General features: G+C 63.7%; 16 protein-coding genes. 8 read left to right on the top strand and 8 right to left on the bottom strand.

The window, feature by feature from the left end; all coding sequences use genetic code 11:
• Positions 1-42 precede the first annotated feature (42 nt).
• From IAE37_RS25260 to IAE37_RS25245, 4 genes are all read left to right on the top strand, one after another.
• Positions 43-636 (top strand): aminodeoxychorismate/anthranilate synthase component II, encoded by a 594-nt coding sequence (locus IAE37_RS25260; protein WP_201178136.1) that lies wholly within the window; start codon positions 43-45, stop codon positions 634-636.
• Between the two features lie 9 nt (positions 637-645).
• The gene (gene trpD / locus IAE37_RS25255; protein WP_201178134.1) at positions 646-1695 is read left to right on the top strand and encodes an anthranilate phosphoribosyltransferase; all 1050 of its coding nucleotides are present in this window, start codon (positions 646-648) and stop codon (positions 1693-1695) included.
• Positions 1692-2525 carry an indole-3-glycerol phosphate synthase TrpC gene (gene trpC, locus IAE37_RS25250; RefSeq protein ID WP_201178133.1) on the top strand — a complete coding sequence of 278 codons (834 nt, stop codon included), beginning with the start codon at positions 1692-1694 and terminating at the stop codon, positions 2523-2525. The genes trpD and trpC overlap by 4 nt, the downstream gene beginning before the upstream one ends.
• 166 nt (positions 2526-2691) lie before the next feature.
• Positions 2692-3396, top strand: a complete 705-nt coding sequence (locus IAE37_RS25245) for a lipoate--protein ligase family protein (protein WP_201178130.1) — start codon at positions 2692-2694, stop codon at positions 3394-3396.
• Here IAE37_RS25245 and crp read toward each other — a convergent pair.
• Complete coding sequence (gene crp, locus IAE37_RS25240; protein WP_201178128.1) at positions 3393-4037, bottom strand: cAMP-activated global transcriptional regulator CRP; 645 nt, start codon at positions 4035-4037, stop codon at positions 3393-3395. The genes IAE37_RS25245 and crp overlap by 4 nt on opposite strands.
• A 187-nt stretch (positions 4038-4224) precedes the next feature.
• Between crp and IAE37_RS25235 the strand changes: the two genes are divergently transcribed.
• Positions 4225-4647 (top strand): OsmC family protein, encoded by a 423-nt coding sequence (locus tag IAE37_RS25235; RefSeq protein ID WP_201178120.1) that lies wholly within the window; start codon positions 4225-4227, stop codon positions 4645-4647.
• 113 nt (positions 4648-4760) lie between these two features.
• Here the strand turns inward: IAE37_RS25235 and IAE37_RS25230 are convergent, their stop codons facing one another.
• The 5 genes from IAE37_RS25230 to hemJ form a co-directional block, all read right to left on the bottom strand.
• On the bottom strand, positions 4761-5801 hold the full coding sequence (locus tag IAE37_RS25230; RefSeq protein WP_201178118.1) for a DUF2157 domain-containing protein: 1041 nt from the start codon (positions 5799-5801) through the stop codon (positions 4761-4763).
• Positions 5802-5808: 7 nt separating this feature from the next.
• Positions 5809-6456 carry a 2-polyprenyl-3-methyl-6-methoxy-1,4-benzoquinone monooxygenase gene (gene coq7, locus IAE37_RS25225; RefSeq protein WP_201178116.1) on the bottom strand — a complete coding sequence of 216 codons (648 nt, stop codon included), beginning with the start codon at positions 6454-6456 and terminating at the stop codon, positions 5809-5811.
• Between the two features lie 65 nt (positions 6457-6521).
• Positions 6522-6860, bottom strand: coding sequence for a histidine triad nucleotide-binding protein (locus IAE37_RS25220; RefSeq protein WP_201178114.1), 339 nt, complete (start codon positions 6858-6860; stop codon positions 6522-6524).
• Between the two features lie 64 nt (positions 6861-6924).
• Positions 6925-7707 carry an SDR family NAD(P)-dependent oxidoreductase gene (locus IAE37_RS25215; protein WP_201178112.1) on the bottom strand — a complete coding sequence of 261 codons (783 nt, stop codon included), beginning with the start codon at positions 7705-7707 and terminating at the stop codon, positions 6925-6927.
• An 86-nt stretch (positions 7708-7793) separates the two neighbouring features.
• Positions 7794-8219: a protoporphyrinogen oxidase HemJ gene (gene hemJ, locus IAE37_RS25210; protein ID WP_201178110.1), complete on the bottom strand. Its 426-nt coding sequence runs from the start codon at positions 8217-8219 to the stop codon at positions 7794-7796.
• 142 nt (positions 8220-8361) lie between these two features.
• On the opposite strand from hemJ, the gene argC reads away from it, so the two are divergent.
• The gene (argC, locus tag IAE37_RS25205; protein ID WP_201178108.1) at positions 8362-9396 is read left to right on the top strand and encodes an N-acetyl-gamma-glutamyl-phosphate reductase; all 1035 of its coding nucleotides are present in this window, start codon (positions 8362-8364) and stop codon (positions 9394-9396) included.
• Between the two features lie 145 nt (positions 9397-9541).
• Entirely contained in the window at positions 9542-9892 is a 351-nt protein-coding gene (erpA, locus tag IAE37_RS25200; RefSeq protein ID WP_201178106.1) for an iron-sulfur cluster insertion protein ErpA, read from the top strand.
• Between the two features lie 57 nt (positions 9893-9949).
• Here the strand turns inward: erpA and IAE37_RS25195 are convergent, their stop codons facing one another.
• Positions 9950-11041 (bottom strand): anhydro-N-acetylmuramic acid kinase, encoded by a 1092-nt coding sequence (locus IAE37_RS25195; RefSeq protein WP_201178104.1) that lies wholly within the window; start codon positions 11039-11041, stop codon positions 9950-9952.
• Between the two features lie 4 nt (positions 11042-11045).
• Positions 11046-12464: a peptidoglycan DD-metalloendopeptidase family protein gene (locus IAE37_RS25190; RefSeq protein ID WP_201178102.1), complete on the bottom strand. Its 1419-nt coding sequence runs from the start codon at positions 12462-12464 to the stop codon at positions 11046-11048.
• Between the two features lie 212 nt (positions 12465-12676).
• Here IAE37_RS25190 and tyrS point away from each other — a divergent pair, with 212 nt between their 5' ends.
• The gene (gene tyrS / locus IAE37_RS25185; RefSeq protein WP_201178100.1) at positions 12677-13876 is read left to right on the top strand and encodes a tyrosine--tRNA ligase; all 1200 of its coding nucleotides are present in this window, start codon (positions 12677-12679) and stop codon (positions 13874-13876) included.
• Positions 13877-14028: the final 152 nt, after the last annotated feature.

The raw sequence follows: 14028 nt of genomic DNA, 5'->3' as shown, positions 1-14028 counted from the left end.
CCGGACATATCTGCAATCAGTAGATTCAAGAGGTTTAGCCCGATGTTACTGATGATCGACAATTACGACTCCTTCACCTACAACGTCGTCCAGTACCTGGGCGAGCTGGGTGCCGAGGTCAAGGTCATTCGCAATGACGAAATGACCATCGCCGAAATCGAAGCCCTGAACCCCGAGCGCATCGTCGTCTCGCCGGGCCCGTGCACGCCGAGCGAGGCCGGCGTTTCCATCGAAGCCATCCTGCATTTCGCCGGCAAGCTGCCGATCCTGGGCGTGTGCCTGGGCCACCAGTCCATCGGCCAGGCCTTTGGCGGGGACGTGGTGCGTGCCCGCCAGGTGATGCATGGCAAGACCAGCCCGGTGCACCACCGCGACCTGGGCGTGTTCGCCGGCCTCAACAACCCGCTGACCGTCACCCGCTACCACTCGCTGGTGGTCAAGCGGGAGACTTTGCCGGATTGTCTGGAATTGACCGCCTGGACTGCCTTGGAAGACGGCTCGGTCGACGAGATCATGGGCCTGCGCCACAAGACTCTGAACATCGAAGGGGTGCAATTCCACCCTGAGTCCATCCTCACCGAGCAGGGCCACGAGCTGTTCGCCAACTTCCTCAAGCAGACCGGCGGCCGCCGCTAAGGATCGAACATGGATATCAAAACCGCGTTGAGCCGCATCGTCGGCCAGCTGGACCTGTCCACCGAGGAAATGCGCGACGTCATGCGCCAGATCATGACTGGCCAGTGCACCGAGGCGCAGATCGGCGCTTTCCTGATGGGCATGCGCATGAAGAGCGAAAGCATCGACGAGATCGTCGGTGCGGTATCGGTGATGCGCGAGCTGGCCGACAAGGTCGAGCTGAACAGCCTCGATGGCGTGGTCGACATCGTCGGCACCGGCGGTGATGGCGCCAACATCTTCAACGTCTCCACCGCCTCGTCGTTCGTGCTCGCCGCCGCAGGCTGCACCGTGGCCAAGCACGGCAACCGCGCGGTTTCCGGCAAGAGCGGCAGCGCCGACCTGCTGGAGGCTGCCGGCATCTACCTTAACCTGACGCCGGTCCAGGTCGCTCGTTGCATCGACAGCCTGGGCATCGGCTTCATGTTCGCCCAGAGCCACCACTCGGCCATGAAACACGCTGCCGGCCCCCGACGCGATCTGGGGCTGCGCACCCTGTTCAACATGCTCGGCCCGCTTACGAACCCGGCCGGTGTGAAGCACCAGGTGGTCGGCGTGTTCAACCAGGCCCTGTGCCGCCCGCTGGCTGAAGTGCTGCAGCGCCTGGGCAGCAAGCACGTACTGGTGGTGCATTCGAAGGATGGCCTGGACGAGTTCAGCCTGGCGGCGCCGACTTACGTGGCGGAGCTCAAGAACGACGAGATCCTCGAGTATTGGGTCGAGCCGGAAGACCTCGGCATCAAGAGCCAGAGCCTGCATGGCCTGGCGGTCGAAGGCCCGCAGGCGTCGCTGGAGCTGATCCGCGATGCACTGGGCCGACGCAAGACCGAGAACGGCCAGAAGGCCGCTGAAATGATCGTGCTCAATGCCGGCGCCGCGCTGTATGCCGCCGATCATGCGATGAGCCTCAAGGCGGGCGTCGAACTGGCGCACGACGTGTTGCACACGGGTCTTGCCTGGGAGAAGCTGCAGGAGCTGGGTGCGTTTACCGCGGTATTCAAGGTGGAGAACGAAGCATGAGCGTGCCGACGGTGCTGGAAAGGATCATCGCCCGCAAGTTCCAGGAAGTGGCCGAGCGCAGTGCGCGGGTCAGCCTGGCCGAGCTGGAGCGCCTGGCCAAGACGGCCGACGCGCCGCGTGGCTTTGCCAATGCTCTGATCGAGCAAGCCAAGCGCAAGCAGCCTGCGGTGATCGCCGAGATCAAGAAGGCTTCGCCGAGCAAGGGCATCATCCGCGAGCACTTCGTGCCGGCGGATATTGCCGTCAGCTACGAAAAGGGCGGCGCTACCTGCCTCTCGGTACTGACCGATGTGGACTACTTCCAGGGTGCCGACGCGTATCTGCAGCAGGCCCGCGCCGCTGTGGCACTGCCGGTGATCCGCAAGGACTTCATGGTCGACCCGTACCAGATCGTCGAGGCTCGGGCCCTGGGCGCCGATTGCGTGTTGTTGATCGTCTCCGCCCTGGATGACGTGAAGATGGCCGAACTGGCTGCCACGGCCAAGGACGTCGGCCTCGATGTGCTGGTCGAGGTGCATGATGGCGATGAGCTGGAGCGTGCCTTGAAAACCCTGGATACGCCGCTGGTCGGGGTCAACAACCGCAACCTGCACACCTTCGAAGTCAGCCTGGAAACCACCCTCGACCTGCTGCCGCGGATCCCGCGCGACCGCTTGGCCATCACCGAGAGCGGCATTCTCAACCGTGCCGATGTGGAGCTGATGGAAATCAACGAGGTCTATTCTTTCCTGGTTGGCGAAGCGTTCATGCGTGCCGAGCAACCGGGGGTGGAGTTGCAGCGGTTGTTCTTCCCCGAGCAGGTGAAGAAGACCGTTCAGGCCCTGGACTGATCGAACCGAAGCCGGCTGATGCCGGCTTTTTTGTATGCCTGTCCTGGCCCATTCGCGGGTAAACCCGCTCCTACAGGTTCGCGACAATTGCCGGAAATTGTGCTGAATCTGTAGGAGCGGGTTTACCCGCGAAGAGGCCGGTCGCCCCAACCTGATAGGTGAATCAATGACCGATCACCCCCTGTCCCTGACCGTCGAACAGGGCCTGCACGCCGAGCAGGAACTGCTCGCCGCCGTATGCCGTGGCGAACGCGACGCCGGCGTGCTGTTCTGGCGCCCGACCGACCACGCCCTGGTCATGCCCCGGCGCATGAGCCGGCTCGACAACTTCGAAGCCGCCTGCTCGGAGCTGGCCATCGCCGGCTGGCCCGTGCTACTGCGCGAAACCGGCGGCGAGCCGGTACCGCAATCGCACTCGACGGTGAACGTGGCGCTGGTCTACGTGGCCCCGCGCAGCGAAGGCGACCACGGCCGGATCGAGAACGCCTACGAGCGACTGTGCCTGCCGCTGTGCGACGTGTTGCGCGAATGGGGTGGGGTGGCCTCGGTGGGTGAGATCGACGGTGCCTTCTGCGACGGCCGCTACAACGTCAACCTCAATGGCCGCAAGCTGGTCGGCACGGCCCAGCGCTGGCGCCAAGGGCTGGGCGGCAAACGCCCGGTGGTGCTGGTGCATGGCGCGTTGTTGCTGGACAACGAGCGCGAATCCATGGTGGCTGCGGTCAACCGTTTCAATGAATGCTGCAACCTCGAGCAGCGTTGCCGCGCCGACAGCCATATTGCCCTGCACGAGGTGGCGCCCCAGGCGCCCTGGTTCGAGCGCCTGTCACAGGCCTATGCCGAGGTGCTGGCGGCGCTGCCCAAGGATTAACGGGTGCCGTAGACCACCATGGTCTTGCCCTTGACCTGTACCAGGCTGCGTTCTTCGAGATCCTTGAGGACGCGGCCCACCATCTCGCGAGAACAGCCAACGATACGACCGATTTCCTGGCGGGTGATCTTGATCTGCATGCCGTCCGGGTGGGTCATGGCGTCGGGCTGCTTGCACAGGTCGAGCAGGCAACGGGCGACCCGGCCGGTGACGTCGAAGAATGCCAGGTCGCCGACCTTGCGCGTGGTGTTGCGCAGGCGCTGGGCCATCTGGCTGCCGAGGGCGTAGAGGATCTCCGGGTCGTGGCGCGCCAGTTCGCGGAATTTGTCGTAACTGATTTCGGCCACTTCGCACTCGGTCTTGGCGCGGACCCAGGCACTGCGCTGCTGGTCGCTGCCGGCCGGTTCGAAAAGACCCAGCTCACCGAAGAAATCGCCACTGTTGAGGTAGGCGATGATCATTTCGTGGCCTTCGTCATCCTCGATCAGGATGGTCACCGAACCCTTGATGATGAACGACAGCGTATCGGCTCGGTCGCCGGCGCAGATGATGTTGCTCTTGGCGGCATAGCGGCGACGCTGGCAGTGCACCAGCAGTTTGTCGATGTTCTTGATCTTGGCGGGTAGGGCGGAGGCAACCATCACGAAATCCTGTTCGATGCGACGCGGAGGCTTTTTATAGAGGCTATCTGGCAGGAGCGCCAGTCGATTGGCGCCAGCTTATCAGACACCGTGGCCGTTTAAGCACAAAAGCGCAGCGTCTTGAGCTTTTCCGACAGCTGTACAAGCCTTAAGCTGACACCCTTTTACGAATTTCAGGAGTACGGAGATGAAGGCACGCATCCAGTGGGCCGGCGAAGCGATGTTCCTCGGCGAGGCGGGGAGCGGCCACGTGGTAGTGATGGATGGCCCGCCCGAAGCCGGTGGCCGTAACCTGGGCGTGCGCCCGATGGAAATGCTGCTGCTCGGCCTGGGCGGTTGCAGTAGTTTCGACGTCGTCAGCATCCTGAAGAAGTCGCGCCAGGCGGTGGAAAGCTGCGAGGCCTTTCTCGAGGCGGATCGCGCCAGCGAGGACCCGAAGGTGTTCACCAAGATCCACATGAATTTCGTGGTGAAAGGGCGCGGCCTGAAAGAAGCACAGGTCAAGCGCGCGGTCGAGCTGTCGGCCGAGAAATACTGCTCGGCGTCGATCATGCTGGAGCGGGCCGGCGTGGAGATCACTCACGGCTACGAGATCGTCGAATTGGGTTGAGTCGTGTTTCCCGGGGCCGCTTCGCGCCCCATCGCGGCACAAGGCCGCTCCTACAGAAGTCTGTGTAGGAGCGGCCTTGTGCCGCGATGGGGCGCGAAGCGGCCCCGGCGATCTCAGTTACGCAACGCCGGCAGCGCCGCCAGCAGCCACTGCGGCAGGCACTCCCGGGCTGAACGGCTCAAGTCCTCACGCCGCTTCTGGTACGCCAACCCCAGGCCGATCACCCCCAGGCCGATCAAGGTCAGCACCACGGGGAACAGCAACGAATCGGCGAACACCTCGTACGACAGGTACCCCAGGTACGCCGCCACCCCCAACGCCCCGAACACCATGAACACCGGCCGGCGCAACAGCACCGCGATGCCCATCAGCCCCAGGTTGATCAGGCAGTAGAAGGCCTTGGCCAGTTCGCTGTCGCTGTCCATCAGGGTCAAGCCGCACCAGAATGCCGCCAGCCCAGCCAGATACCCCCAGCCGGCATAGTCCTGGCGCGTGCGGCCATCCACCAGCAGCACCACCACCAGCAGGCAGAGGCCGAACCACAGTGACACGGTGAGGCGTTGATCCCAGGTGAAGGGCGATCCATAGAACCATTCGCTCAGGTCCATCGACATGAACCACAAGGCAACCGCGATCGGCATGGCGATGAACGGGTAGGGCACCAGCCGCAGCATCATCAGCCCGGCCACCACGGTGGCGGCCTCCATCAGCAGCCAGCTGCCTCGCACGTAGGCGTAGTAGTCGTGGTAATTCGCCTGGGCATTGTCCAGCGGCCACCAGCCGACCAGCCGCTCGATGGCGAACACCACCAAGGGCACGATGCTGACCGCGACCGCCGCCAGCACGCCGCCTGCCACGGCTTGGCCGCGCCGCTGCTGGTTGAGGGCGAGGCCGGTGAGCAGAATGACGTAGAGGCTGGCGATGGCCAGCAGGGCCCAGTCGCCGATGCGCATCCAGGCTTCGGTGAGCAGCCAGCCCATGGCGGCCATGATCAGCAGGGCGCCGAAGTAGAAGGCGCTGTGAGCCAGTTGCAGGCTGCCACGGGTGGCCGGTTGCTGGCGCAGGAATGCCAGCAGGGCCTGGTCCTGGCCCGGCTGGAGAATGCCGGCTTGCACGGCGCGCGCCAGGTCCTTGGCGTCGATTCGATCCGTCATGCTGGGTTCAGATCCGGTAGGTGCTCTTGGTCATGACCTTGGCCAGCAGGCTCATGCCAAAACGCACGGGGGCCGGGAAGCGGTAGCCGCCGGCCTCGAGGGCCGACTCGGCGTGCTGCTCTTCGTCGACGCGCATCTGTTCGAGGATGGCACGGGACTTTTCGTCCTCGTGCGGGAGCTGCTCAAGGTGCTCGTCGAGGTGCTTGCACACCTGGTGCTCGGTGGCGGCGACGAAGCCCAGGCTGACCTTGTCGCTGACCAACCCGGCGAGGGCGCCGATGCCGAACGACATGCCGTAGAACAGTGGGTTCAGCACGCTCGGGTGGCTGTTGAGCTGGCGGATGCGCTGTTCACACCAGGCCAGGTGGTCGACTTCTTCCTCGGCGGCGTGCTCCATGGCCTTGCGCACCTCGGGCAGCTTCGCGGTCAGGGCCTGGCCTTGGTACAGCGCCTGTGCGCAGACTTCGCCGGTATGGTTGATACGCATGAGCCCGGCAATGTGGCGAGCCTGGGCCTCGTCCAGCTCGGCATCCGGCTGGATGACGGCGGGCGATGGGCGGGAAGGTTGGCCGCTGAAGGGCAGCAAGGTGCGCATGGCGGTATCGGCCTGCAGCAACAAGCGGTCGAGCGGCGAGTAGTGACGTTCGGTAGCCATCGGGCACCTCCGCAAGAATGTGCCCGACAGTTTAACGCAATCGATGCGGGGTCGCCTGTCCTGGATCAGCCCGGCGGCCAGTGCATCTGCCGCTGGCCGAGCACGTGCATGTGGATGTGGTAGACGGTCTGCCCACCCTGCTGGTTGCAGTTCATGACCACACGGAAGCCGTCGTCGCAGCCGAGCTCCTTGGCCAGGCGCTGGGCGGTGAACAGGATGTGGCCGGCCAGGCCCTTGTCTGCTTCGGTCAGGTCGTTGAGGGTGCGAATGCGCTTTTTCGGAATGACCAGAAAATGCACCGGCGCCTGGGGGGCGATGTCGTGGAACGCCAGAACCTGGTCGTCCTCGTAGATGATCTTCGCCGGGATTTCCCGGTTGATGATCTTGATGAATAAATCGTCCACAGCACTTGCTCCATGGTGAGGGTCCGCGCCGAGTGTACTCAGCCCGGCGCCGCTCGCCCAGTGGCTATTCCATTCCGACCGGGCAGTAGCGGCGGTGAATGATGCCGGCCAGTTTGCGCACCAGCCAGGCCGGCAACAGACGCGGGGCGAACGCCAGCCAGCGGTTGCGCCGCCCGGGGATGATCACGGCGCGGTTGCGATCCAGGGCGCGCACCGCGTACAGGGCGACTTCCTCGGGGCTCAGGCAGCGGCCGTCGCGTTCCAGGCGAGGGATTGGTCGCCGCGCGGAGCGCACTGGGCCGGGGCACAGTACCGAGACCTTGATGCCGGCGCGTTTGAGTTCCTCGCGCAGGGCCTGGGAAAAACTCATCACATAGGCCTTGCTGGCCGCATAGGCGGTCATCCAGGGGCCCGGCGCCACCGCGGCGAGGCCGGCGACGTTGAGGATCTGCCCGCCACCCTGGACCGCCATGAGGTTGCCGACGGCATGACAGAGGCGACTCAAGGCGAGGATGTTGACCTCCAGCAGGTCCTGTTCATCGGCCCATTCGTGGGCCAGGAACGGCCCGTAGGTGCGCTGCCCGGCGCAATTGACCAGCAGGTCGATACGCCGCTCGCCTTCTTCCAGTTCCAGCACGAAGCCTGACAGGCGCAGCGGCTGGCTGAGGTCGCAAGCGCGCAGCAGCACCTCGACGCCAAAACGCTGGCTGAGCTCGATCGCCACCGGCTCCAGGGTTTCCCGATGGCGTGCCACCAGGATCAGGTTGCGCCCGCGCCGCGCCAGGGCTTCCGCCAGGGCCAGGCCCAGACCGCTGGAAGCTCCGGTGATCATGGCGTAACGGGTCATGCAAGGCTCCTGCGACGGGTGAGGGCAGCTAGTGTACAGCGCGTCGCCGGGCGAAGTGTTGCCTTTCGCGTCAGCCGTCAGGCCGCCTAGAACGGCTTGACCACCACCAGGATGACGATCGCCAGCAGGAACAACACCGGCACTTCGTTGAACCAGCGGTAGTACACATGGCCGCGGGTGTTGGTGCCGTTGGCGAAGCGTTTGCGCTGGGCGCTGCACATGTGGTGGTAGCCGGTCAGCAGGATCACCAGGGTGAGCTTGGCGTGCAGCCAGCCCTGGCTGAGCCAGCCGGGTGTCAGGTAGAGCATCCAGGCGCCGAACACGTAGGTGGCGATCATGGCTGGGTTCATGATGCCGCGCAGCAGCTTGCGCTCCATGACCATGAAGCGTTCCTGGCTGACCTTGTCCTCGCTCTGGGCGTGGTAGACGAACAGCCGCGGCAGGTAGAACAGGCCAGCGAACCAGCAGACGACGCTGACGATATGCAGCGCTTTGATCCATAGGTAGAGCATGGAGGGAGTTCCTTCAGGATTCACGGTCGTCAGATAGTAGAGGCCAAGCGCCCGAAGGGACACCTGAAGAGTTGTTACAGGCGCTCTAGCCCCCTATTATCGTGCGCTTTCCAGTGGGTTCGTTGATTAAGGGGCAAGCGTTATGATCAAGGTCGGTATCGTCGGCGGCACGGGATACACCGGTGTCGAACTGTTGCGTCTGCTGGCACAGCACCCGCAGGCTGAAGTCGCGGTCATCACGTCGCGTTCCGAAGCGGGCGTGGCCGTTGCCGACATGTACCCGAACCTGCGCGGCCACTACGATGGCCTGGCCTTCAGCGTGCCGGACAGCAAGGCCCTGGCAGCCTGCGACGTGGTGTTCTTCGCTACCCCCCACGGTGTCGCTCACGCTCTGGCCGGCGAATTGCTGGCAGCGGGCACCAAGGTCATCGACCTGTCGGCTGACTTCCGCCTGCAGGACGCCACCGAGTGGGCCAAGTGGTACGGCCAGCCACACGGCGCGCCCGAGCTGCTGAAGGATGCGGTCTACGGGCTGCCGGAAGTGAACCGCGAGAAAATCCGCCAGGCACGCCTGATTGCCGTGCCGGGTTGCTACCCGACCGCTACCCAGCTGGGCTTCCTGCCGCTGCTGGAGGCTGGCCTGGCCGACACCTCGCGCCTGATCGCCGACTGCAAGTCGGGCGTCAGTGGTGCGGGCCGGGGGGCGGCGGTGGGCTCGCTGTTCTGTGAAGCGGGCGAAAGCATGAAGGCTTACGCCGTGAAGGGCCACCGCCACCTCCCGGAAATCAGCCAGGGCTTGCGCCAGGCTGCGGGCAAGGACATCGGCCTGACCTTCGTGCCGCACCTGACCCCGATGATCCGGGGTATCCATTCCACCCTATACGCAACGGTCACAGACACCTCGGTCGATTTGCAGGCGCTGTTCGAGAAACGCTACGCTGATGAGCCGTTCGTCGACGTGATGCCGGCCGGCAGCCATCCGGAAACCCGCAGCGTGCGCGGGGCCAACGTTTGCCGTATCGCGGTTCACCGCCCACAGGGTGGTGACCTGGTGGTGGTGTTGTCGGTCATCGACAACCTGGTCAAGGGCGCATCGGGCCAGGCGGTGCAGAACCTCAACATCCTGTTCGGCCTGGACGAGCGCATGGGCCTGTCCCACGCGGGCCTGTTGCCTTAACGGGCTGTGTGTCGAAAAGGCCCGCCTCGTGCGGGCCTTTTTCTTGCACAGACTAAAGCCGCACAATTCTTGACCATTTTTCTCGGGGAAGCGGATAATGCGCGTCATCGAGTTTTATGGCGGCACCAACGCCGGGAGAATCAGCATGAGCGTCGAAACCTTTACCCCCACGGTTCTTGAATTTACCCATGGGGCTGCACAAAAGGTGAAGACCCTGGTCACCGAGGAAGGCAATGATCGTCTGAAGTTGCGTGTATTCGTGACGGGCGGCGGCTGCTCGGGCTTCCAGTATGGCTTCACCTTCGATGAGGACGTAGCCGAGGACGACACCATCGTCGAGCGCGAAGGCGTATCGCTGGTGGTCGACCCGATGAGCTTCCAATACCTGGCTGGCGCCGAGGTGGATTACCAGGAAGGCCTGGAAGGCTCGCGCTTCGTGATCAAGAACCCGAACGCCACCACCACCTGCGGCTGCGGCTCTTCGTTCTCGATCTGAGTACGGCAGGTACGAAAACGCCGCGCATTTGCGCGGCGTTTTGCATTGTGCCCAGGCCTAGGCGGGGTATATCGCGCCGAGAATGCGCAGCCCCTTGGCCGCCGTGACGCTGGGCCGGTTTGCGGGAATGCCTTGCAGGCAGCAATGCGCCAGCCAGGCGAAGGCCATGCCCTCGACCCAGTCCGGGTCCACGCCATGGGCCGCGGTGCTGGCGACCTGCGCTGCAGGCAGCAAGGCGCCCAGGCGAGCCATCAAGGCGCCGTTGCGCGCGCCGCCACCGCAGACCAGTAACGCCTCGGTATCCTGTTGGGCCGTGCGCAGCGACTCGATGATGCTGCGTGCGGTCAGCTCCAGCAGCGTAGCCTGGACGTCTTCGTCGCGATAACCGGGCAGACGGGCCAGGTGGGCCTCCAGCCAGGGCAGGTTGAACACCTCACGCCCAGTGCTCTTGGGGCCTGCGCCGGCGAAGAATGGGTCGGCCAGCATCGCTGCGAGCAGTTCGCTGATCACCATTCCGCTTGCCGCCCAGGCGCCATCCGCGTCATAGCGCTCGCCGCGCTGTTGTTCGATCCAGGCATCCATGAGCACGTTGCCAGGGCCGCAGTCGAAGCCGTGCACCGGCGTGTCCTGTGCGATCAGGCTGAGGTTGCTGAAGCCGCCGACATTGAGCACCGCCAGGCGTTGGCCCAGGTGGCCGAACAAGGTCTCGTGGAAGGCAGGCACCAATGGCGCGCCTTGCCCACCCGCGGCTACGTCGCGGCGGCGGAAGTCGGCCACCACACTGATGCCGGTGAGCTCGGCGAGCAGGGCTGGGTTGCCGATCTGCACGGTGAAGCCCTGGGCGGGTTCGTGGCGGATGGTCTGGCCATGGCTGCCGATGGCGCGAATGCTGGCGGGCTCAAGGCCCTGGCGCTGCAGCAGCGCGTGGATGCCTTCGGCCGCGAGCGTGGCCCACTGATTCTCGGCCAAGGCCGCGCGGGCGATCTCGTCGGGGCCGCTGGCGCACAGGCTCAACAGGCGCTGACGCAGCTCGGCCGGCATCGCCAGGTAGTGAGTGGCGAGCAGCCGGGGCTGCTCGTCTTGTTCGATCAGGGCGATATCCAGGCCATCGAGGCTGGTACCGGACATCACCCCCAGGTAGAGCGCCACGAAGCTAGCGCTTGTTCGCGGCGAGCAGGGTGGCCTTTTCCTGATCCATGCGGGCGATCAGTGGTTGGCTCTGCTGCAGGAAGCGCTGGCGCTCGCCCTTGGCGATCGGGTCGGCCATGGGCACCTTCTGGCTCAGCGGGTCGACGTGCACGCCGTTGACCTGGAACTCGTAGTGCAGGTGCGGCCCGGTGGACAGGCCGGTGGTACCGATGTAGCCGATGATCTGCCCCTGTTTCACGCTGCTGCCGGTCTTGATGCCCTTGGCGAAGCCCTGCATGTGGCCATAAAGGGTCTTGTAGCGGTTGCCGTGGGCGATGATCACGGTGTTGCCGTAGCCACCACGACGACCAGCCAGCTCGATGCGGCCATCGCCAGCGGCCTTGATCGGCGTGCCACGCGGCGCGGCGTAGTCGACACCTTTGTGGGCGCGGATCTTGTTGAGGATGGGGTGCTTGCGGCCGGCGGAAAAACGCGAGCTGATGCGGGCGAAGTCCACCGGGGTGCGGATGAATGCCTTGCGCAGGCTGTTGCCGTCGGCGGTGTAGTAGCTGGTGTTGCCCTGCTTGTTGGTGTAGCGCACGGCGGTGTAGGTCTTGCCGCGGTTGGTGAAGCGCGCGGAGAGGATGTTGCCGGTGCCTACCACCTTGCCATCCATGATCTTCTGCTCGTAGACCACGTCGAATTCGTCGCCCTGGCGGATGTCCTGGGCGAAGTCGATGTCGTAGCCCAGCACGCGGGCCATGTCCATGGTCAGGCTGTGGGAAAGGCCGGCACGCTGTGCCGAGGCCGACAGCGAGCTCTTGATCACGCCGTGGGCGTAGGCGCTACGCACTACGGGCTTGCTGATTTCGCGGTCGAAGCTGTAGCCCTTGTCGGTTTTGCTCAGGCGAATGGTCTCGAGGTTGCTGACCTTGCTGTGCAGGCTGGCCAGTTGGCCATCCTTGTCGAGCTCGAACTGCAGCACCTGCCCATGCTTGAGCTGGCTGAATTGCTTGGCCTGCTTGTTGCTGGCCAGCACGTCGTGGACGACGTTGGCCGGCAGGCCGACCTTGGCGAACAAGGTGGACAGGGTATCGCCGCTGGCAACGGTCACCTCGCGGTGGCCGGGTTGCTTGGCTTCGGCTTGTTCGGCCTGGGCCGGTTGTTCGCTGGCTGCCTGCTCGGTGGTCTGTTCGGCGCCTTCGATCTGCGCGAATGGCGATGACTGATCGCCTCCAGCCTGCTCCACAGGGGCGGCCTCGGATTGATCCTTGAGTTGATCGGCCGGGCTTTCCAGCTCCAGGCTGAGGGTGGTTTTCTTGGCTTCTACTTCGCTGGACGGAAATACCAGCAAGGCCAGGCTGAGCAGGGCGGCGATGCCGCTAGCGGCCAACAGATGGCTTTTCGGATAAAGCGGGGGCGCTTTAGGCGTTTCGTTGGTCATAGGTAAAAAGACTTTGAAAATGTGAAAAGGAAAAGATGAATGACATGATGAAGATGAAATAACTGTATAAAATATAACCAAATCCAGTTTCACGCAAGGGCGCATAGACGCCGCAAGGCGCCTGCCGGGTCACATTCCATTGCGAAACTTGTATTTGATGGCCGATCTTGTATGGTTGGCTCCCCTTGAATCTGAGCCTTGCGGGTCTGTCTATGAAGTCGGTTGAAGAGCAGCTGGCGCTTATCAAGCGCGGTGCGGAAGAAGTGTTGGTCGAGTCGGAACTGGTTGAGAAGCTCAAACGCGGCCAGCCTCTGCGTATCAAGGCAGGCTTCGACCCGACTGCGCCGGACCTGCACCTGGGCCACACGGTGTTGATCAACAAGCTGCGCCAGTTCCAGGAGCTGGGGCACCAGGTGATCTTCCTGATCGGTGATTTCACTGGGATGATCGGCGACCCGAGCGGCAAGAGCGCCACTCGCCCGCCGCTGACGCGCGAGCAGGTGCTGGATAACGCCGAGACTTATAAGCAGCAGGTGTTCAAGATCCTCGACCCGGCCAAGACCGAAGTCGCGTTCAACTCCACCTGGATGGACACGCTGACCCCGGCGGACTTCATTCGCCTGGCGTCGCAGTACACTGTCGCGCGCATGCTCGAGCGTGATGATTTCGACAAGCGCTACACCACCAATCAGCCGATCGCGATTCATGAGTTCCTGTACCCGCTAGTGCAGGGCTACGACTCGGTGGCGCTCAAGGCCGACGTAGAACTGGGTGGTACCGACCAGAAGTTCAACCTGCTGATGGGGCGTGAATTGCAGCGCGCCTACGGCCAGGAAGCACAGAACATCGTCACCATGCCACTGCTCGAAGGGCTGGATGGTGTGAAGAAGATGTCCAAGTCGCTGGGTAACTATGTGGGTATCCAGGAAGCGCCGGGCGTGATGTACGGCAAGTTGGTGTCGATCCCGGACACGCTGATGTGGCGCTACTTCGAGCTGCTGAGCTTCCGTTCGATGGAGGAGATCGAGCAGTTCCGTGCCGATGTCGCCAATGGTGCGAACCCGCGTGATATCAAGATCAAGCTGGCGGAAGAGATTGTGGCCCGGTTCCATGGTGAAGAAGCGGCGGCTAATGCTCACCGTGCTGCGGGTAACCGTATGAAGGAAGGCGAGCTGCCCGAGGATCTGCCAGAGATCGAGGTGAATGCGGCTGAAGACCTGCCGATCGCTGCCGTGCTGAACCGGGCGGGCCTGGTAAAGAACTCGGCGCAGGCGCGCGATCTTTTGAGCGGTGGTGCCGTGAAGGTGGATGGTGCGGTGGTCGACAAGGACTTCATGTTTGTCCTTGGTGCGACGCATGTGTGCCAGGCGGGTAAGAAGTCGTTTGGTCGGGTTACTCTCAAGGCTGAGTGATTGCCTGGTGGTGTAGCTATATAGAAGCGGGGAGGCCGATAGGCCTCCCCGTTTTGTTTTTGGCTTGTGTTCGCCGTGGGATTTGCAGCGCTTATGCGATAGAGCGCCGCCCGCGCGGCGCTTCGCGGGTAAACCCGCTCCTACAGTTTGTT

Source organism: Pseudomonas sp. S31 (assembly GCF_016648105.1).
Taxonomy (GTDB): domain Bacteria; phylum Pseudomonadota; class Gammaproteobacteria; order Pseudomonadales; family Pseudomonadaceae; genus Aquipseudomonas.
This window is presented reverse-complemented; position numbering and strand designations above follow the sequence as displayed.

What these genes read in the sequence shown, in the direction of transcription:
- IAE37_RS25260 (WP_201178136.1), top strand. Translation starts at nt 43, where the DNA reads ATGTTACTGATGATCGACAATTACGACTCCTTCACCTACAACGTCGTC.
- trpD (WP_201178134.1), top strand. Translation starts at nt 646, where the DNA reads ATGGATATCAAAACCGCGTTGAGCCGCATCGTCGGCCAGCTGGACCTG.
- trpC (WP_201178133.1), top strand. Translation starts at nt 1,692, where the DNA reads ATGAGCGTGCCGACGGTGCTGGAAAGGATCATCGCCCGCAAGTTCCAG.
- IAE37_RS25245 (WP_201178130.1), top strand. Translation starts at nt 2,692, where the DNA reads ATGACCGATCACCCCCTGTCCCTGACCGTCGAACAGGGCCTGCACGCC.
- crp (WP_201178128.1), bottom strand. Translation starts at nt 4,037, where the DNA reads ATGGTTGCCTCCGCCCTACCCGCCAAGATCAAGAACATCGACAAACTG.
- IAE37_RS25235 (WP_201178120.1), top strand. Translation starts at nt 4,225, where the DNA reads ATGAAGGCACGCATCCAGTGGGCCGGCGAAGCGATGTTCCTCGGCGAG.
- IAE37_RS25230 (WP_201178118.1), bottom strand. Translation starts at nt 5,801, where the DNA reads ATGACGGATCGAATCGACGCCAAGGACCTGGCGCGCGCCGTGCAAGCC.
- coq7 (WP_201178116.1), bottom strand. Translation starts at nt 6,456, where the DNA reads ATGGCTACCGAACGTCACTACTCGCCGCTCGACCGCTTGTTGCTGCAG.
- IAE37_RS25215 (WP_201178112.1), bottom strand. Translation starts at nt 7,707, where the DNA reads ATGACCCGTTACGCCATGATCACCGGAGCTTCCAGCGGTCTGGGCCTG.
- hemJ (WP_201178110.1), bottom strand. Translation starts at nt 8,219, where the DNA reads ATGCTCTACCTATGGATCAAAGCGCTGCATATCGTCAGCGTCGTCTGC.
- argC (WP_201178108.1), top strand. Translation starts at nt 8,362, where the DNA reads ATGATCAAGGTCGGTATCGTCGGCGGCACGGGATACACCGGTGTCGAA.
- erpA (WP_201178106.1), top strand. Translation starts at nt 9,542, where the DNA reads ATGAGCGTCGAAACCTTTACCCCCACGGTTCTTGAATTTACCCATGGG.
- IAE37_RS25190 (WP_201178102.1), bottom strand. Translation starts at nt 12,464, where the DNA reads ATGACCAACGAAACGCCTAAAGCGCCCCCGCTTTATCCGAAAAGCCAT.
- tyrS (WP_201178100.1), top strand. Translation starts at nt 12,677, where the DNA reads ATGAAGTCGGTTGAAGAGCAGCTGGCGCTTATCAAGCGCGGTGCGGAA.